Here is a 19,258-nt window from a genome sequence, read left to right on the forward strand (position 1 = left end):
ACATGACATTTGACGAACTGAACCTGGCTCCTGCCATCCTGAAGGCCGTGCACGAAACGGGCTATGAAACCCCCACGCCCATTCAGGCCCAGGCCATTCCCGCCGTTCTGGAAGGCCACGACCTTCTGGCCGGCGCGCAGACTGGCACCGGCAAGACCGCTGCGTTCACCCTGCCCATGCTGCACCGCCTCTCGCAAGGCGCAGCGCCCAAGAACAAGTTTGGCGGCAAGGGCATTCGAGCCCTGGTGCTGACCCCCACCCGTGAACTCGCGGCCCAGGTCGAAGAGTCCGTGCGCGAATACGGCAAGTACCTCGACATCAACTCCACCGTGGTCTTCGGCGGTGTAGGCATGAACCCGCAGATCGACCGCATCAAGCGCGGCGTAGACATCCTGGTGGCCACCCCCGGCCGCCTGTTGGACCTGCAGCAACAGGGCTTCCTGGACCTGTCCACCGTGCAGGTTCTGGTGCTTGACGAAGCCGACCGCATGCTGGACATGGGCTTCATCCACGACGTGAAGAAAGTGCTGGCCCTGGTGCCCAAGGACAAGCAGAGCCTGCTGTTTTCGGCGACCTTCAGCGATGAAATCCGCGACCTGGCCAACACCCTGCTCAAGAATCCCCAGAGCATCCAGGTCACGCCCAGCAACACCACCGTGCAACGCATCTCGCAGGTGATCCACCCTGTGGGCCGTGGCAAGAAAAAGCAGGTGCTGCTGCACATCATCCAGCAACACAACTGGAGCCAGGTGCTGGTGTTCACGCGCACCAAATTCGGCGCCAACAACGTGGCCGAGTTCCTGACCAAGAACGGCGTGCAGGCCATGGCCTTGCACGGCAACAAGAGCCAAAGCGCCCGCACGCAGGCCTTGGCGGGCTTCAAGAGCGGCGAGATCCGCGCCCTGGTGGCCACCGACATTGCCGCACGTGGCATCGACATCGATGACCTGCCGCACGTCGTCAACTACGAAATTCCCAACGTCTCCGAAGACTATGTGCACCGCATCGGCCGCACGGGCCGCGCGGGCGCCACGGGCGAAGCCGTGAGCCTGGTCTGCATGGACGAAGAAGGCTTCATGATGGACATCGAGCGCTTCACCAAGCAGCAGATTCCCGTGCAGGTCATCGAAGGCTTTGGCCCTGAGCCAGGCGAGAAGGCCGAGCCCATCGCCATGGGCCGCCAGACCATCTGGGGCGGCGCAGGCAAGCCCCCGAGCCGTGATGTGATGCAGGCGGCCGCAAAGGCTGCTCGCAGCGAAATGATGGAGCGCATCCGCACCAACAAGGCGGGCCAAGGCGGCGGCCAAGGTGGTGAGCGCGGCCCCCGTGCGGGCAACGGTGGCGGCGGTGGCCGCTCCGGTGGTGGTGCTCCGCGCAACGCGCAAGGCCCGGCCACCGGCGGCCGGGGCGGCCAGGGTGGTGGTCGGGGTGGTGCACGTGACGGCGCACCCCAGGCTCCAGCACGCGGTCGGGGCCCGCGCCCCGAGGGCGGCGGCGGAGGTCATCGCTACGATGACGCACAGCCTCCTCGCGCCAATGCGCACCTGGGCACCCACCTGGGTCACAGCAATCCGGGCCACCGCAGTTCGGGCAATGGGGCAGGCGGTCAGCCCGACCCCATGCGTACCAGTGTGGACAGCATGGCTGAACGCGGCCGCCGTGGTGGTGGCGGTGGTGGTGGTTATCGCAACTCTGGAGGTGGCGGCTATGGCGGCGGATCAGGCGCGGGTGGCGGTGGTGGCCGGGGCAACGGGCCTCGTGGGCCAGGCGGTCCTCGCGGCTCTTTTAACCGCTGACACGCACAAATCGCCCCCTGCCAACACAACGGACGCAGCGGGCGCCAGCATCCATGTGCTGCACGCCAAGGGGCGGCGAGCACCCGCGTTGAACCATCCCCGCTTGCAACTGCACGCGGTGGATTTTGCGGCGATGCCCGCTTTGCCGCGGGTGGATGATGTCTACATCACCCTTGGCACCACCATGGCAGCAGCCGGCAGCCAAAGCGCTTTCCGCGCGGTGGACTACGACGCCGTGATGGCTACGGCCCGCGCGGCACGCGCAGCGGGCGCCACCCGCTGCGGTGTGGTGACCGCCATGGGGGCCAACGCGCAGTCGCGCATTTTTTACAACCGCATCAAAGGCGAGGTAGAGCGCGACCTGCAGCAGCTGGGTTTTGAGACGCTGGTCATCGCGCGCCCTTCCCTGCTGATGGGCGAACGCCGGGCGCTGCAGCAGGCCCACCGGCCCGCAGAGTCCCTGTCGCTCAAGCTCTTTCAGTGGTTGAACCCGATCCTGCCCGCCAACTACCGTGCCCGTCCAGGGGCGGAAGTAGCCCGTGCGCTGGTCCATGCCGTACAGTCGGGCCGACCCGGGCTGCAAGTGCTGTCCGGCCGCGCGCTGCAGGCCGGTTGATACGGGGCTGCAGCCCCTTTCGAGACCTTGCCGACGCTGCCCGCCCTTCATGCGCCCCAACGAACTCCCCCAGCCGCTGGACACCCTGATGGTGGCCACCTGCAATGTGCTCAATCTGGCCAACCCGGGACGGCTGTTCTACGAGAACCAGGACCCTTACAGCCAGACCGAGTTTGAACGCAAGATCACCTGGCTGGGCGAGCGCTTTCGGACACTGAACGCCGATGTGCTGGCAGTGCAGGAGGTCTGGGACGATGCGGCCTTCAAAGGGGCACTGGGTCGGGGTGGCTTGCGCTACGACTTTGTCGCCGTGCCTGGGGCCGAGAACAACGACACCCAACAGGGCGCGCAAGGCACGCCCCGTGTGGGCCTGGCCACGCGGCTCAAGGTCGAGGCATTGGAATCCTTTGCCGACTTCCCCCTGGGTTTTCAGGTGGACGTGCCGGGCTTGGGCCTTCACACGCACTTCGAGCGCCCACCCCTCGTAGCCACGTTGAGGATGAAGCATGGTCAAGCCATCAACGTCCTCACTGCCCACCTGAAATCCAAGCGTCCCAAGTTTCTGCAGGATGCGCTGGGCCGCCCCACCGAGGACCGCGACGACCGCAAAGTGGTGGCACTGGCGTCGCTGCGCTCGCTGATCATGCGCGGCGCTGAGGCCATGGCACTGCGGTGTCTGGTGATCGACCTGCTGCACCGCACCAGCGTGCCCCTGGTGGTGCTGGGCGACTTCAACGACACCCCCGACAGCGTCACCACGCAGCTGATCTGCGCCACCACCGAGATTGCCTACGACCGGTCAGCCCGTGATGTGGCCCTGTTCAATGCCTATGACCTGCAGGGTGAGGCCGCCCTGAAAAAGGACGTGGCCTACTCGCACATCCACCAGGGCGCGCCCTATGTACTGGACCAGATCCTGGTCAGCGAAGAGTTCCTGCCCAGTGGCCGCAACAGCGTGGGCGATGTGCGCCGGGTGGATTATTTCAACGACCACTTGCATGAGGGACGGGACCGCACGCGCTCGGACCACGGGTTTGTGCGCGCCCTACTGCGCCTGAAACTGCCCAGTTCGCCTCCGGCCCAGACCGTGTCGCCACCGTCCACCGCAGCCATCGCACCCAGCGACATCCCTCGCTGATCACGGTGCCAGCCCACGGCGCCACGTGTTTGCAACGGGATGTACGCTGACAAGGAGAGGCGGGTGCGCGCAGGTAACATCCACGCACAAAGCGCCCCACTCGCCCCACGCCAGGGGCACTCCTTGGCAGCCCACACCATGACCCAGCACAATTTCCAGCGCCGCAGCGCAGATGCCGCCCAGCTTTCTCGTCCTGTACTACAGATAACGCGCTGGGCCGCCCCGGCCACGCTGGCAGCGCTGCTGCTGACAGCCTGCGGCAGCACACCGCTGCCCCCTTGGCCATCCAATCCTACAGCCCAGCAGCGCAGCGCCCCCGCGCCGCTGCCGCGCGTACAACAAGGTACGGTGGTGCCCGCACCGCTGGGACAGCAGACGCCGTCGCAGCTGCCGCCACAACGGGCCGCCGTGGTGGCCAGTCCCCTCCCTCCGTCCGCACCGCTCTTGGTTCGCGACGAAGCGCCCATGGCTCCGCCCTATGGCGATGTGGTGGCCGCGCGGTTCCCCAACCCCTCTTTGGTCTACAGCACACCCGGCCTGGGTGCCGACCGCAGGGCCTTCACCACCAATGTCGAGCTGGGCCAATGGCTGCGCGGACTGAGCGACGGCGTGCCCCGCGGCGGCACACGCACCCAGTTGCTGCAGATCGGCACCGCGCAAAGCGGCGAGCCCATCCAGGGCCTGCTGCTCACCCGTGCCGCAGGCACAGACCCAGCCAGCCTGGACAAGAGTGGGCGCCCGACGGTCGTGCTGATCGGGCAACAGCATGGCAACGAGCCCGCAGGCAGCGAGGCACTGCTGGTCATCAGCCGCGAACTGACCCAAGGCCTGCTCGAACCCCTTCTGGACCGCATCAACGTGGTGGTGGTGCCCCGTGCCAACCCCGATGGCGCAGAGGTAGGCACCCGTGTCACAGCCAACGGCGTGGACATGAACCGCGACCACCTGCTGCTCAACACCCCCGAGGCCCGTGCCCTGGCGCAGGTCATCAACGACTACCGCCCCGTCCTCGTCGTGGACGCCCATGAATACACCGTGGTGGGCCGATACCTGCAGAAGTTCAATGCCATCCAACGCTACGACGCCCTGCTGCAATACACCACCACCGCCAACTACCCGGAGTTCCTCACCAAGGCCTCACAAGAATGGTTCCACCAGCCCATGGTGGCCGCCCTCAAGGCCCAGGGTCTGACGAGTGACTGGTACTACACCACCTCCACCAACCTGCAGGACAAGCGCATCTCCATGGGCGGCACGCAGCCCGACACGGGGCGCAACGTGCATGGCCTCAAGAACACCGTCAGCCTGCTGATCGAGACGCGGGGCGTTGGCATTGGCCGCATGCACATCCAGCGCCGCGTGCATGCGCAGGTCACGGCCATCACCAGCGCCCTGCGCACCACCGCCGAGCGGGCGGCCAACCTGGAGCAGGTCCGCTCGTTCGTGGCCCGTGACGTGAGTGCCCTGGCCTGCCGCGACCAGGTGGTGATCGAAGCCGAGGCCACCCCCACCCAGCGAGATCTGGATTTTCTGGACCCCGAGACCGGCGCTGACCGCAGCATTCGCGTGGACTGGAACTCATCGCTGACGCTGCGCAACACCAAGGTACGTGCGCGGCCCTGCGGCTATTGGCTGTCGGCAGACGCCAGCAGTGCAGTGGAACGCCTGCGCCAGTTGGGCATCCAGGTCATGCGGGTGGCAGAGCCCGGCTCTGTCCTGGCCGAGAGCTACCGCGAAACCGCGCGCGAAACCGGCAACCGCCAGGACGTGATCGGCACCATTGCTGGCAGTGGCGACATCGTACGCGTGCAGGTGTCGGCCGTGCGCAGCGCCATCGACGCACCCGTCGGCAGTTTTTATGTGCCCCTGAACCAGCCGCGTGCCAACCTGGCCGTGGCCGCGCTGGAGCCCGACACTCAGAACAGCTATTTTGCCAACCACCTGATCCAGGAACTGGGCCAGAGCGCACGCGTGATGGCCGTGCCGTCACTGGTGTTTGAAGAAACGGATTGACCAAAGCCTTACGGCAAACCCCTGCATGGCACGGGGGTGGGGCTTGCCCCCCCTAATGGGCCAGGTGAGACACCACGTGTGTACGCCACCCAGAATGGGCAACGCGCTAGCAACTGCGGACGCCAGATTGCTATCAATTAGATAGCTATTCAGGCATATTCTTCTGGCGCAGCTGGCCGATTTCCTTCAAATCATGCCACCCCATGCAGGGGTGCGGGCCGGGAGGCACGCGCCTGGCGATCCCTCGCGCGCTCCAGCACATGGCGTGACATCGCCTGGGCCAGGGCTTCTTCTGCCAGAAACACCACGGCATGGCTGCATTCCTGCACCAGCCGCTGGGCCTCATCCTCGTTGTGGCTACGCACCACGATGTCGATGCCTGGGTTCAGGGTTTGCGCTGTCTCGATCATCTGGCGGACCTGCAACGCGTCCGGGGTGGCAACCACCAGCATGGCGGCCCGCGCGATGTGGGCCTGGATCAGTACGGCAGGCTCCACAGCATCACCAAACACAGCGGCCACGCCATCGGCCCGCAAGGCTTCCACCAGTTCACGGTTCTGCTCCGCCACCACAAACGGAATATCGTTGGCCGTCAGCGTCGCCGCCACACGCCGCCCCACCCGGCCATACCCCACCAGCACCACCTGCCGCGCGAGGTAACGCGAATCCGTGCTCGTTGGCAGTTCGGCCAAAGGGTCATCACGCTGCTCCAGCCGCCGTGCAAGCGCCGACCTGGCACGCAGCCAGTCCTGCAACGGGGCGATGGCGCGGAACAACAACGGGTTGAGTGCCATGGAGAACAGAGCGCCCGCCAGCACCAGGCTGGCCCCCTCCGGCGGCAACAGCCCCAGCGAAGACCCCAGTGCGACCAAAATGAACGAGAACTCACCAATCTGCGCCAGGCTGGCCGAAACGGTGAGCGCCGTGTTGAGCGGATAGCGGAACGCCAGCACCAGGCCCGCAGCGGCCACCGTCTTGCCCAGCATGATGATGGCGACCACCGCCAGCACCTGCAGCGGGCGCTCCCACAAGACCGCAGGGTTGAAGAGCATGCCGACCGACACAAAAAACAGCACGGCAAAAGCATCGCGCAGAGGCAGCGACTCATGCGCAGCGCGGTGGCTGAACTCGGACTCGCGCATCACCATGCCTGCAAAAAAAGCCCCGAGTGCAAACGACACTCCAAACAGCGCGGCCGATCCGAACGCAATACCCACCGCTGCGGCCACCACGCACAGCGTGAACAGCTCACGCGATCCCGTACGCGCCACCTGCCACAACAGCCAGGGAAACAGCCTGCGCCCAACCAGCAGCATCAGCGCCACAAATCCGCCCACCTGCAGCAAGGTCCAGCCCAGCGTACGCCACAGCTGCGCTGCGTCCAACGCAGCCCCAGCACCACCTCCCAGCCATCCCCCCAGCGGCGGCAACAGTACCAACACCAGCACCATGGCCAGGTCCTCCACCACCAGCCAGCCAACGGCAATACGCCCGGTGTAGCTGTCCAAAATGCCCAATGACTCCAGCGCACGCAACAGCACCACCGTGCTGGCCACCGACAGCGCCAGGCCAAATACGAGGGCACCACCCACACCCCAGCCCCACCACATGGCCAACGCCATGCCCAGCGATGTCGCGACGATCATCTGCGCCACCGCACCAGGCACGGCAATCTTGCGCACCGCCAGCAGATCGCCCCATGAAAAATGCAGGCCCACGCCAAACATCAGCAACATCACGCCGATCTCCGCCAGTTGGCTGGCCAAAGCCGCATCTGCGACAAAGCCAGGCGTGAACGGGCCAATGGCCACCCCCGCCAGCAGATACCCCACCAACGCTGGCAACCGTAGACGGGCAGCCAGAAAGCCCAACACCAATGCCAGGCCCAAGGCAGCGGCAACGGTGTGGATCAGCGTAACGCTGTGTGGCATGGGCAGATACTCCAGTGAGGCTGCGGGCAACAAAGGGTGATGACGCGGTTATAACCGGATCGCCATTCCGGGCACAAAATCGACGCGGCGACCCTGCCAAGGGCGATGGTCAAGACGGGTATGATTGGCGCCCTGCATCACGCAGTTGCGGACACTCCGCAAGCTAGGCGACTCCACAGTCGCCCAACACCAATCTGCCCGTAGCTCAACTGGATAGAGCAATAGCCTTCTAAGCTATAGGTCGGGGGTTCGAGTCCCTCCGGGCAGGCCAGCCGCATGGCTGGCAGCTTTCAGTCTCCGCATTCACACAAACCCAACCATTCTCACGGGAGTGGAATAGCGCTGACAATGCGCGCTGGCATGGGTGGCGGGTGCCCCATGCACCAACTCACGCACAGTCACTAACGGTTCGGCTGCGGTACAGCGGCGTAATTCATGGCAATGGCCTGCACCACGGCACCGATCAGTGCTGCATCCGCTGCACTTTGCGGTAGCACGTCACGCACGATCTGAACCGCGTATTGCAGTTGCTCCTTGGCCAAGGCCGCAGACATGGCGTTGCCGCGCTTTTCACTGGGCGACGCGTCGCGAATCACAAGGCTCATCAGAAACTCCCGAAAGGTGGAGCGTGCAGTATGCGCCGTGCGGAGCGGTGATGCGCAGCAGGTGGAGCATTGATTGAGAAAGACCCCTTTGAGGCGCAATGCAGCACAAGGGCAAACGCAAGACAGCACGCCAAAGCAAAAAGCGCCGCAACATTTCTGTTGCGGCGCTTTGCTATTTTTGGGGTGGCTGATGGGGCTCGAACCCACGACAACAGGAATCACAATCCTGGACTCTACCAACTGAGCTACAGCCACCGTAGCTTTGTATTATAGCCTGGGATTTTGCCCCCAGGCATCAAATCGCTTAATTTTCTGCAGTCACTGCTGGCACGGCTTCGGGACGTGGTGCCTTGATCTGCACCTTGAAGCGCTGCTTGAGCAGTTCATAGTAAGCCAGACCCTCGGCAGTCGCCAGCCATTGCACGTATTGCTGACGTTCCTGCTGCGCACGCTGTGCATCCGGAGCCTGGCGTGGCACGACACGGTTGACCTTGACCACAGCATAACCAGCAGTCCCCAGATCCACACCGGTCCAGCCGGGCAACGCTTCGGTGGGAGCCCTCAGAGCTGCATCAATCAGCGCGCGCGGCAGGTTTTGGGTCTGTTCGCGGGATACTTCCGTGGCTGCGGCCAGGCCTGTGGCGGACGACGGAGCGGCCTTCCACGCAGCGAGTTTAGCCTCGCCTTCCTTGCGAGCCAGTTCGGCAGATTTTTCTGCCACATACAAAGTGCGAACACGGGCCTTCACTTCGTCATAGGGTAGCGTGAGCGCGGGGGTGTAGGCGGTCACACGGCCAGCGGCCATCTGGCTGGGGCCTACTTCCACGGCCTCGGTGTTGCGCTTATTCTGCAGCGAGTCGGTGGCAAAAAGTGCTTCGAGGAACTTGGCATTGACCAAAGGCCCCTTGGCACCTGCAGCGGGGGTCCGAGTCACGCCCTTGGCGGTTTGGATCTTGAGCTTGAGCTTGTCGGCCACGGGCTGGAGGCTGTCTGCCTGCTCATACACACCGTTGGTGAAAGACTCTGCCACCTCGGCAAATTTACGCTGGGCCTGCTGCTGCTTGAGTTCGGCCTCCATAGTGGGGCGCAGTTCTTCAAACGTGGGCTGGCGGGGTGTCTTGATGTCAGTGAGCTGGATGATGTGATAACCAAACTCGGTTTCCGCCAAGTCACTGATTTCGCCCTTTTTCAGCGCAAAAGCAGCTTCTTCAAATGGCTTGACCATGGCACCCCGGGCAAAGAAGTTGAGGTCTCCGCCCGCAACGGCCGAGCCCTTGTCGTCAGAGGATTTCTTGGCCACATCAGCAAAGCTGCCGGGAGTCTTGCGCACTTGGGCCAGCAGTTCAGTGGCACGGGCCTTGGCCTTCTCGCGGTCTGCAGCGGATGCATCCTTGGGAGCGTTCACCAGGATGTGGCTGGCGCGGCGCTCTTCCTTCGCCGTCATGCGAGCCACGTTCTCTTTGTAGTAAGTACGCAGGTCGTCTTCACCCAGGGTGATGGACGCCCGCACGCTGTCGAGGTCCAGCACCAAGTATTCGATGGCCGCTTGTTCCAGCTGCTGGAACTGGGCAGGATGGGCCTTGTAGTAGGCCTCCAGGTCCGCATCCGCAGGGGTGACTTTGTTGGCGAAGTCAGCAGCGTTGAAACGGGCCACCTGGATCTCGCGGCGCTCGTACAACGCGTCGAGCGCGAGCTTGACCTGTGCATCGGAGCCAAACGCGGTGCTCATCACACCACCCATCACCTGGTTCACCGAGATGTCGCGGCGCACATTGGCTTCAAAACCTTCGGGCGTCAGGCCTTGTGCAGCGACCAGGGAACGGTAGGCATCGGCGTCCAACGTACCGTCCGGGCGCTTGAGTCCGGCAATCGCGGGAATCTCCTGCAGGCTGCGGGCCAGGCGCGCATCGCTGGTCACAAGATGCATCTTTTGCGCGGCAGCCGCCAGCACTCGGTCACGTACCAGGCGCTCCAGCGTGGCATAGCGGGCACTGGGCGAGTCCAGCAACTTGGGATCGACCGAGGGAGACTGGGCGCGAATGCGGTCTGTCTCCATGCGATGCGCATTGTCCCAGTCTGTCTGCTTGATATTGTTGCCATCGACACGGGCCACCACAGGACTCTTTTCAGAGAAGTAGTTGCTGTCGATGCCCACCAGCACAAACGAAGGAATGATCAGCAAGAACAAGAAGATCATCACGATCTTGGAGTGCTTGCGGATGGATTCAAACATGGTCGATCTTTCAGAAGGCAAAAAACAAAAGGCGAACTTGCGTTCGCCTTTGTTCGGTGATGGTGGGTCCTGACGGTCTCGAACCGCCGACCTACTCCGTGTAAAGGAGCCGCTCTACCAACTGAGCTAAGGACCCCACCTAAACTGATCCTCAGTTCAAGGCATCTTTCAATGCCTTGCCAGGACGGAACTTCGGAACTTTAGCAGCTTTGATTTTAATCGTAGCGCCAGTGCGGGGATTGCGACCGGTACGGGCAGCGCGCTTGCCCACAGCAAAGGTACCGAAACCGACGAGCGACACGGTGCCGCCCTTCTTGAGAGTCTTCTTGACAGCCTCGATCGTGGATTCCAGGGCACGCGCAGCAGCGGCCTTGGAGATGTCGGCGTTGGTAGCGATGTGCTCAATCAATTCGGTTTTGTTCACAAGAAGCCTCTCGGAAAAGAGTTAATGGAATGTCTCGCGGATATCTGGTCTTCACACGCCTGAAAGCACAGCCGTGGGCTGGTGGAGAACAGGCGGGGGAATGACTGGCATACACAGCAGTGGCTGCTGCATCAGATTAAAGCCATCGAGTTTCAGAGTGTCAATACAACACGCTGTTTTGCGTCAGCGTTGCTCCGAATTCTAGTCGTATTTCACGCTGCGACAGGGCTTGGCGGGGGTTTTTGTCTCAAACACGCCGTATGGGCAGCATTCCGTATTGACACCCCGCAGCCAGCCGTACTCAACGGGCTGCGAGCACCTGCGCAATGGCTTTGCCCACATCTTGCGTCCCGCCCGAGCCACCCAAGTCCGGGGTGCGCGGAGCACCACTGCCGGGTTGCAACACGGCTTCGATGGCGGCCAGCACAGCATCGTGCGCGGCGCGGTAACCCAGGAAGTCCAGCATCATTGCGCCGCACCAGATCTGCCCGATGGGGTTGGCGATGCCCTTGCCCGCGATGTCGGGCGCCGAGCCGTGCACCGGCTCAAACAGCGACGGCATGGTGCGCGTGGGGTTCAGGTTGGCGCTGGGCGCTATGCCAATGGTGCCGGTACAGGCGGGCCCCAGGTCGCTGAGGATGTCGCCAAACAGGTTGCTGGCCACCACCACATCAAAGAAGTCGGGGCGCTGCACGAAGTGGGCTGTGAGGATGTCGATGTGGAACTTGTCCACCTTCACATCTGGATAGGCCTTGGCCATCTCGGCCACACGTTCGTCCCAGTAGGGCATGGTGATGGCGATGCCGTTGGACTTGGTAGCGCTGGTCAGGTGCTTCTTGGGGCGCGACTGGGCCAGTTCAAACGCAAACTTGAGCACGCGGTCGACACCGTGGCGCGACATCACCGTCTCCTGCATCACGATCTCGCGCGGGGTGCCTTCGTACATGCGGCCACCGATGCTGGAGTATTCGCCTTCGGTGTTCTCGCGCACGATCAGCATGTCGATCTCGCCGGGCAGGCGCGGGCTGCCGTCACGGCGCACCACGGGGGCGATCACGCCGGGCATGAGGCGCGCGGGGCGCAGGTTGATGTACTGGTCGAACTCGCGGCGGAACAGCAGCAGCGAACCCCAGAGCGAGACATGGTCGGCAATCTTCTCAGGCCAGCCCACAGCACCAAAGTAAATCGCCTCATGGCCGCCAATCTGGTCCTTCCAGTTGTCGGGCAGCATCTTGCCGTGCTTCTCGCAGTAGTCCCAGCTCGAAAAGTCGAAGTGGTCGAAGTGCAGATCGATGCCAAACTTTCGTGCGGCCTCGTCCAGCATACGCAGCCCCTCGGGCATGACCTCTTTGCCAATGCCGTCACCGGCAATGACTGCAATGCGATGCTTCGCCATTCAGATGCTCCTGAAAATATAGCTGCCTGCGCTTATGTACCCAGCGCCAGAGGCACAAAAGACTTGAAAACTATTTGACACGCGCCCGGATCTCAGGCAACGCCTTCTGCAGGTAGTACACCATCGACCAGACCGTGAGCACTGCCGACGCCCAGATGAGCCAGGCACCCCACACGCCGGTGTCGATCACGCCGAACAGGTGCCCGTCATACAACAGGAAGGGGATGGCCAGCATCTGCACCGTGGTCTTGACCTTGCCGATCATGTGCACGGCCACGCTCTTGCTGGCGCCGATCTGTGCCATCCACTCGCGCAGGGCCGAGATCGCAATCTCGCGGCCGATGATGATGAGCGCCACAAACACATCGGCACGCTGCAGATGCACCAGCACCAGCAGCGACGCACAGACCAGAAACTTGTCAGCCACCGGATCAAGGAAGGCCCCAAACGACGAAGTCTGGTTGAGCTTGCGGGCCAGGTAGCCGTCCAGCCAGTCGGTGGCGGCAAACACCACGAACATCACGGTGGCAATGAGATTGCGCGTGGCCGGGTCCAGCGGTGCGTAGAACACCCCCACGATCAAAGGTATCGCGACGATGCGCGTCCAGGTCATCAAGGTGGGGATAGTCCAGAACATGGCGGCGATTGTGTCACGGCGCGGCTGTGGCGCTGTCGATAGGCTTATCTCAGCGCCTTATAAATTTCTTCCGCCAGTTCGCGTGAGATGCCATCCACCGTGACCAAGTCCTCCACACTGGCTGAAGCGACCCCACGCACCCCGCCAAAACGCTGCAGCAGCCGCGCGCGCTTCTTGGGGCCCACCCCCGCAATTTCTTCGAGCTGCCCGCCTCCCACGCGCACCTTGGCCCGTGCTGCCCGCATGCCGGTGATGGCAAAGCGGTGCGCCTCATCGCGGATCTGCGCCACCAGCATCAGCGCCGCCGAATCCTTGCCCAGGTAGACCTTCTCACGGCCATCCGCAAACACCAGCTCTTCCAGGCCCACCTTGCGGCCCTCGCCCTTCTCCACCCCCACGATGCGCGTCAGGTCCAGCCCCAGCGCGGTGAACACTTCGCGCGCCACGCCCACCTGGCCCTTGCCGCCGTCGATGAGCACCAAGTCGGGCAGGCGCGCAGCCCCTTTGCGGGTGGGCGCGCCTGCTTCGGCGTCCGGGGCGGCAAAGTCAATGCCGCCCTCCTCACGCTGCGCCTCCACCACCTTGCTGTAACGGCGCGTGAGCACCTGGCGCATGGCGGCGTAGTCGTCGCCGCCCGTGATGCCCTCGATCTTGTAGCGGCGGTATTCGCTGCTCTGCATCTTGTGGTGGTGGAACACCACACACGACGCCTGGGTGGATTCGCCCGCCGTGTGCGAGATGTCGAAACACTCGATGATGAGCTGGTCCAGGTCTTCGGGTGGCAAGTCCAGCGCCTCGGCCAAAGCGCGGGTGCGGGCCTGCTGCGAGCCCTCCTCCGCCAGCAGGCGGGCCAGTTGCAGGTCGGCGTTCTTTTGCGCCATGTCCAGCCAGGCGCGGCGCTGTTCGCGCGGCTGGTGGATGGCGCTCACGCGCAGCCCGCTCTGTTCGGTCAATGCATCCAGCAAGGTTTTGTCCACCGGCACACTGGTCACCAGCAGCGGTGGCACGGGTACTCCGATGTAGTGCTGGGCAATGAAGGCCTCCAGCACCAGGGCCTCCACCGGGCGCGCGGGGCGCGACGGGTTGGCCACCGATTCATCCGCGCCTTCTCCGCCCTCTTCTTCAAACACCGCCGCAGCGTCTTCCACATGCACCGGAAAGTACGGCCGGTCACCCAAATGTCGGCCACCGCGCACCATGGCCAGGTTGACGCAGGCACGGCCGCCCAACACGCGCACGGCCAGGATGTCCACATCCTTGTCGTCCACCGTCTCGATGGACTGCTGGTGCAGCACGCGCGACAGCGCCTGGATCTGGTTGCGCACCTCGGCCGCCTGCTCAAATTCGAGCTTGTCCGAGTGGGCCATCATGCGCACCTCCAGCGCCTGCAGTAGCTCCTGCGTTTCGCCGCGCAGCAGCGCCTCGGCATGCGACACGTCGGCGGCATAAGCCTCGGGCGAAATCAAGTCCACGCAGGGCCCGGTGCAGCGCTTGATCTGGTACAGCAGGCAGGGCCGCGTGCGGTTGGCAAACACCGTGTCTTCACAGGTGCGCAGCCGGAACACCTTTTGCAAAAGCTGGATGGTTTCCTTCACCGCCCAGGCACTGGGGTACGGGCCAAAGTAGCGGTGCTTTTTGTCGACCGCGCCCCGGTAATACGCCATGCGCGGAAACACCTGCCCCGGCGCGTCGCCCCGCGTGTGGGCGCCCGGCGTGCCGGTGATCTTCAGATAGGGGTAGCTCTTGTCGTCGCGGAACAGGATGTTGAACTTGGGGTTCAACGTCTTGATGAGGTTGTTTTCGAGCAGCAGCGCCTCGGCCTCGGAGCGCACCACCGTGGTCTCCATGCGCACGATCTTGCTGACCATGTGACCGATGCGCGTGCCACCGTGGTTCTTCTGGAAGTAGCTGGACACCCGGCGCTTGAGGTTGAGCGCCTTGCCCACGTACAGCAGCGCATCTTGCGCGTCGAAATAGCGGTACACGCCCGGCAACGCGGGCAGCGCAGCCACCTGCGCCAGGAGTTCTTCGGAATGCACATCAGACATGGCGCGTATTGTGGCCCCGCGCACATCCGGTCTACTTACTATCAAATAAATAGCTGCCAGCGCTTATCCAACAAGCGCTTGCAGCCATTTTTATAAAAACCGCAGCCCCACGATCACTCCGCCTCGATCTTCGAGGTCTTCACCACCTGCGCCCAGTTGGCCAGATCCGCCTTCACCTTGTCGCCCAACTGCGCCGGGGTCTGGTAGTCGGCCGTGGCGCCCTGCTCCTGCGCCTTTTGCTGGAAGGCCGGGTTCTGCACCACGGTGCGAATGTCGGCCGTGAGCTTGTCCACCACCGCCTTGGGCACAGCGGCCGGGGCAAACACGGCAAACCACGAGGTGGCATCGACCTTGGGGTAGCCCGCCTCGGCCGTGGTGGGCACATCGGGCAGGCTGGGCAGGCGCTGCTTGCCCGTCACGGCCAGCACGCGCAGCTTGCCGCTGGCGATGTGCGGCATGAATGGGGGCGCGGTGCCAAAGGTCAGGTCCACCTGGCCGCCCAGCAGGTCCTGCAGCGCGGGGCCGGTGCCCTTGTAGGGCACGTGGACCATCTTGATGCCGCCCTGCTGCTCCAGCATGGCGCCGGTCACATGCTGCAGCGAGCCATTGCCTGACGAGGCGTAGTTGAGTTTGCCGGGGTTGGCCTTGGCGTAGGCGATGAGTTCAGGCAAGGTCTTCACCGGCAGGTCGTGGCGCACCACAATGATCTGCGGGGCCGAGATCACGTTGGCCACGGGCTGGAAGTCCGTCTGGTCCCACTGCTTTTGTTTGGTGATGTGGGGCGAGATGACGTGGTAACCCGAATACTGCATCAGCAGCGTGTAGCCATCGGCCTCGGCGCGCTTGACGGCACCGGCTGCAATGTTGCCGTTGCCACCGCCCTTGTTGTCCACGATGACCGATTGGCCCAGCACCGGCGCCAAGGCCTGCGCCAGCATGCGGGCCGACAGGTCGGTGGTGCCGCCTGCTGCGGTAGGCACCACCATGGTGACGTTCTTCGATGGGTAAGCGCCCTGCGCTGCTGCGTGGCCGATGAAGCCCGTAGCCACTACGGCAAGGGCCAGGGCGGTGAACTGTTTGCGGGTAGTTTTCATGAAATGGATGTCTCTGTTGTCGTTGTTGCGAAAGGTCTGAAGGTCAAAAAAAAGTCTGTGGTAAGCAGCGGCTGTGCACCGCTCAATCCACCGTGGCGCCCGTGTCCTTGACCACGCGGCTCCACTTGGGCAGGTCGGACTGCACCAGCGCCGCCAGCTGCGCCGCCGTACCCTTGAACGGCTCGCAGCCCACGGTGGCCAGCTTGTCCACCACGTCCTTGTGCTCCAACGCACGCGCCACCTCGGCCTGCAACTGCGCCACGATGGGTGCAGGCGTGCCAGCCGGAGCAAACAGTGCGTACCAGGGCGCCTGGCCAAAGCCCTTGATCGTCTCGCCAATGGTGGGCGCATCCGGCAAGGCCGCTACGCGCTTTTCATTGACCACACCCAGCACCTTGAGCTTGCCCGCCTTGATGAACGCAATGGCTGACGGCAAACTTTGCACCGACAGCGGCACCTGCCCACCCACCACGTCGGTGGCCGCCGCCGCCGAGCCCTTGTAGGGGATGTGCTGCAGCTGGATGCCAGCTGCCTTTTGCAGCATCTCGCCAATCAGGTGGTTCAGCGTGCCATTGCCCGCTGAGGCAATCGAATACTTGCCGGGGCTGGCCTTGGCCAGGGCGACCATTTCGGCCACGGTGTTGGCCGGGAACGAAGGGTGAGCCACCAGCACATAACCGGCCGTGGCCACGGGCGCCACGGGCGCAAAGTCCTTCACCGGGTCAAAGCCCGGGTTCTTGTACAGCGCAGGACCAATGACGTGGGCACTGTCGGCCGTGAGCAGCAGCGTGTAGCCGTCGTTGCGTGCACGGGCTGTAGTGCCCGTGGCCAGAGTGCCGCCCGCGCCAGGGCGGTTGTCCACAATCACGCTCTGGCCCAGTTGTTCGCTGAGCTTTTGCGCCACCACACGCGCAATGGCGTCGTTGGCGCCGCCCGCAGCCTGGGGCACGACCACGGTGATGGGTTTGGACGGGTACTTGTCCTGCGCGCCCGCTGCGAAGGCAGCGGAGCACAACACAGCGGCCGTGAAGATGCGGCGGGACAGTGGGGTTTGAAATGTCATGGCTTTTGTCTCCTGTTGTTGTAGATAGATGCAGGCTCTCCGTACTCAACGGGCAAGCGCTCTTTCGCGGATGGCCTCGAAATCCGCAGGCACCGGGTGCAGCGCCAGGCGCGGGCCTGCCTTGGCGATCTGGCTCGGAATGTCGTGGCCAATAAACCCAGGCAGCTGCTGCGCAGCGGCCACCAGTTGCGCCAGATCCACCCCGGTGTCATAGCCCATCAGCGCCAGCGCATGCACGATCTCTTCGCTGCACACATTGCCACTGGCGCCCGGTGCATAGGGGCAGCCACCCAGGCCTCCCAGCGAGGCATCGAACCGGTCTGCACCCGCGTCGATGGCCGCCAGCACGTTGGCGAGGCCCATGCCGCGCGTGTTGTGGAAATGCAGGGTGAACTCCACCCCCGGCCAGCGCGCGCGGGCCGCCGCCGTGAGCTGGTGCACCTGCGTGGGGTAGGCCATGCCCGTGGTGTCGCACAGCGTGATGCCACGCACGCCCCGATCCACAAAGCGCTGCACCCAGCCAAACACATCGGCCTGAGCCACATCGCCGTCCATGGGGCAACCGAACACACACGACAGCGACACATTCACCGCCACGTTGGCACCCTGCGCCAGGGCCACCACTTGCGCCAGCGCCGCAAACGACTGTTCCTGCGTCATGCGCAGGTTGGCCAGGTTGTGGGTGGCGCTGACGGACATGACCAGGTTCAGCTCATCCGTGCGCGACTCGATGGCGCGCTCGGCCCCGCGCAGGTTGGGCACCAGCGCGGTGTAGACGGTGCCAGGGCTTCGCGTGATCTCGCGCATCACGACCTCGGCGTCTTTCAGCGCGGGGATGGCGGTGGGTGAGGTGAACGAAGTCACCTCGATCTTGGACAGGCCCGCCACCGACAGCGCATTGCACAGCGCAATCTTGTCTTCGGTGGGAACGAAGGTCTTCTCCATCTGCAGGCCATCGCGCAATCCCACTTCCTGCATGTGGATGCGGCGGCCTGCGCCTTGCCAAACGGTGCTGGGTGCGTTCATTGCACTACTCCTTTGTTGCGCAGCAATGCAATCTGTTCGGCATTGAGCCCCATTTCTACCAGCACCGCGTCGGTGTCGTCGCCCAAATGCGGCGCACTGCTGCGTATGGTGCCGGGCGTGGCCGAGAGCTTGGGCACGATGCCGGGCACTTCCACGCTGTAGCCGTCGCGCGTGTCTTGCATCAGCAGCATGTCGCGGGCGCGGTAGTGCGGGTCTTCGGCAATATCTTTGGCGGTGTAGACCTTGCCCGCAGGCACGCGCGCGGCGCCCAGGGCGTCCAGCACCTGCTGTACCGTGCGCTGGGCGCTCCAGGCACCGATGGCGGCGTCGATCTCTTCCACGCGGGCCACGCGGCCGGTGTTGTTGGCCAGGTCCGGCGCAGCGCCCAGGTCGGGCCTGCCAATCGCGTCCATCAGGCGCTTGAAGATGCTGTCGCCATTACCTGCCACCAGCACCCAGCCATCCTGGCAGGGGTAGGCGTTGCTCGGCGCAATGCCCGGCAGCGCGCTGCCCGCCGCCTCGCGCACGGCGCCAAAGGCGCTGTATTCGGGGATCAGGCTTTCCATCACGTTGAACACCGCCTCGTGCAGCGCCACGTCAATCACCTGGCCTTTGCCGCCGTTGACCTTGCGGTGGTACAGCGCCGTGAGCACGCCGATGGTGCCGTGCAGCGCCGCCAGCGTGTCGCCAATCGACACGCCCACGCGCACCGGCACGCGGCCGGGCTCACCCGTCAGATGGCGCAGGCCGCCCATGGCTTCGCCGATGGCGCCAAAGCCCGGCAGGTCGCGGTAGGGGCCGGTCTGGCCATAGCCGGAGATGCGCAGCATCACCAGGCCTGGGTTGAGTTGGTGCAACTCTTCGGGCGACATGCCCCAGCCTTCCAGCGTGCCGGGGCGGAAGTTCTCGACCAGTACATCGGCCTCGGCAATCAGCTGGCGGGCGATGTCCTGGCCTTCTTTTTGGCGCAGGTCCAGTGCCACTGAGCGCTTGTTGCGCGACTGCACCTGCCACCAAACCGAGGTGCCTTCCTTGATCAGGCGCCAGTTGCGCAGCGGGTCGCCCGTCTCCGGGGCCTCGATCTTGATCACGTCGGCGCCAAACTCGCCCAGCGTCTTGCCGCAGAAAGGCCCGGCAATCAGCTGGCCCATTTCGATGACGCGCACGCCTTGCAGTGCGGCGGGGGAAGCGATGGAATCCATGGAAATGTGTGTCTCCTGAAGGCTGTGATGCTGGGC

At 64.1% G+C, this 19,258-nt stretch carries 15 protein-coding genes and 3 tRNA genes; 5 read left to right on the forward strand and 13 right to left on the reverse strand.

Annotated features, from left to right (window positions below; translation table 11 throughout):
• Positions 1 to 2 precede the first annotated feature (2 nt).
• From OIN59_RS10135 to OIN59_RS10150, 4 genes are all read left to right on the forward strand, one after another.
• Positions 3 to 1,796, forward strand: coding sequence for a DEAD/DEAH box helicase (locus OIN59_RS10135; RefSeq protein ID WP_274109804.1), 1,794 nt, complete (start codon positions 3 to 5; stop codon positions 1,794 to 1,796).
• A 133-nt stretch (positions 1,797 to 1,929) separates the two neighbouring features.
• Positions 1,930 to 2,412 (forward strand): Rossmann-fold NAD(P)-binding domain-containing protein, encoded by a 483-nt coding sequence (locus tag OIN59_RS10140; RefSeq protein WP_328517978.1) that lies wholly within the window; start codon positions 1,930 to 1,932, stop codon positions 2,410 to 2,412.
• 49 nt (positions 2,413 to 2,461) lie between these two features.
• Positions 2,462 to 3,550 carry an endonuclease/exonuclease/phosphatase family protein gene (locus OIN59_RS10145; protein WP_274109808.1) on the forward strand — a complete coding sequence of 363 codons (1,089 nt, stop codon included), beginning with the start codon at positions 2,462 to 2,464 and terminating at the stop codon, positions 3,548 to 3,550.
• A 138-nt stretch (positions 3,551 to 3,688) separates the two neighbouring features.
• Complete coding sequence (locus OIN59_RS10150) at positions 3,689 to 5,563, forward strand: M14 family metallopeptidase (RefSeq protein ID WP_274109810.1); 1,875 nt, start codon at positions 3,689 to 3,691, stop codon at positions 5,561 to 5,563.
• A 191-nt stretch (positions 5,564 to 5,754) separates the two neighbouring features.
• Here OIN59_RS10150 and ybaL read toward each other — a convergent pair whose 3' ends face one another.
• A complete protein-coding gene (gene ybaL / locus OIN59_RS10155) occupies positions 5,755 to 7,494 on the reverse strand; it encodes a YbaL family putative K(+) efflux transporter (protein ID WP_274109812.1) in 1,740 nt (579 codons plus the stop codon).
• 194 nt (positions 7,495 to 7,688) lie between these two features.
• On the opposite strand from ybaL, the gene OIN59_RS10160 reads away from it, so the two are divergent.
• Positions 7,689 to 7,765 (forward strand) — tRNA-Arg (locus tag OIN59_RS10160).
• 130 nt (positions 7,766 to 7,895) lie between these two features.
• On the opposite strand, the gene OIN59_RS10165 is transcribed toward OIN59_RS10160, so the two are convergent.
• From OIN59_RS10165 to OIN59_RS10220, 12 genes are all read right to left on the reverse strand, one after another.
• Positions 7,896 to 8,099, reverse strand: a complete 204-nt coding sequence (locus OIN59_RS10165; protein ID WP_274109814.1) for a hypothetical protein — start codon at positions 8,097 to 8,099, stop codon at positions 7,896 to 7,898.
• Between the two features lie 179 nt (positions 8,100 to 8,278).
• Positions 8,279 to 8,354 (reverse strand) — tRNA-His (locus tag OIN59_RS10170).
• Between the two features lie 49 nt (positions 8,355 to 8,403).
• A complete protein-coding gene (locus tag OIN59_RS10175; protein ID WP_274109816.1) occupies positions 8,404 to 10,332 on the reverse strand; it encodes a SurA N-terminal domain-containing protein in 1,929 nt (642 codons plus the stop codon).
• Between the two features lie 60 nt (positions 10,333 to 10,392).
• A tRNA-Val gene (locus OIN59_RS10180) sits at positions 10,393 to 10,468 on the reverse strand.
• A 15-nt stretch (positions 10,469 to 10,483) separates the two neighbouring features.
• Positions 10,484 to 10,756 carry an HU family DNA-binding protein gene (locus OIN59_RS10185; protein WP_008906675.1) on the reverse strand — a complete coding sequence of 91 codons (273 nt, stop codon included), beginning with the start codon at positions 10,754 to 10,756 and terminating at the stop codon, positions 10,484 to 10,486.
• A gap of 301 nt (positions 10,757 to 11,057) precedes the next feature.
• Positions 11,058 to 12,152 carry a tartrate dehydrogenase gene (locus tag OIN59_RS10190; RefSeq protein ID WP_274109831.1) on the reverse strand — a complete coding sequence of 365 codons (1,095 nt, stop codon included), beginning with the start codon at positions 12,150 to 12,152 and terminating at the stop codon, positions 11,058 to 11,060.
• Between the two features lie 70 nt (positions 12,153 to 12,222).
• A complete protein-coding gene (gene pgsA, locus OIN59_RS10195) occupies positions 12,223 to 12,789 on the reverse strand; it encodes a CDP-diacylglycerol--glycerol-3-phosphate 3-phosphatidyltransferase (RefSeq protein ID WP_274109832.1) in 567 nt (188 codons plus the stop codon).
• 44 nt (positions 12,790 to 12,833) lie between these two features.
• Entirely contained in the window at positions 12,834 to 14,837 is a 2,004-nt protein-coding gene (uvrC, locus tag OIN59_RS10200; RefSeq protein ID WP_274109834.1) for an excinuclease ABC subunit UvrC, read from the reverse strand.
• Positions 14,838 to 14,950: 113 nt separating this feature from the next.
• The gene (locus OIN59_RS10205; protein WP_274109836.1) at positions 14,951 to 15,931 is read right to left on the reverse strand and encodes a Bug family tripartite tricarboxylate transporter substrate binding protein; all 981 of its coding nucleotides are present in this window, start codon (positions 15,929 to 15,931) and stop codon (positions 14,951 to 14,953) included.
• Between the two features lie 82 nt (positions 15,932 to 16,013).
• Positions 16,014 to 16,994 (reverse strand): Bug family tripartite tricarboxylate transporter substrate binding protein, encoded by a 981-nt coding sequence (locus tag OIN59_RS10210; RefSeq protein WP_274109838.1) that lies wholly within the window; start codon positions 16,992 to 16,994, stop codon positions 16,014 to 16,016.
• Between the two features lie 45 nt (positions 16,995 to 17,039).
• A complete protein-coding gene (locus tag OIN59_RS10215) occupies positions 17,040 to 18,020 on the reverse strand; it encodes a hydroxymethylglutaryl-CoA lyase (protein WP_274109840.1) in 981 nt (326 codons plus the stop codon).
• Positions 18,017 to 19,222, reverse strand: coding sequence for a CaiB/BaiF CoA transferase family protein (locus OIN59_RS10220; RefSeq protein ID WP_274109842.1), 1,206 nt, complete (start codon positions 19,220 to 19,222; stop codon positions 18,017 to 18,019). Before OIN59_RS10220 ends, OIN59_RS10215 begins: the two co-directional genes overlap by 4 nt.
• Positions 19,223 to 19,258 lie beyond the last annotated feature (36 nt).

Source organism: Acidovorax benzenivorans, from assembly GCF_028680575.1.
GTDB classification, from domain to species: domain Bacteria; phylum Pseudomonadota; class Gammaproteobacteria; order Burkholderiales; family Burkholderiaceae_C; genus Acidovorax; species Acidovorax benzenivorans.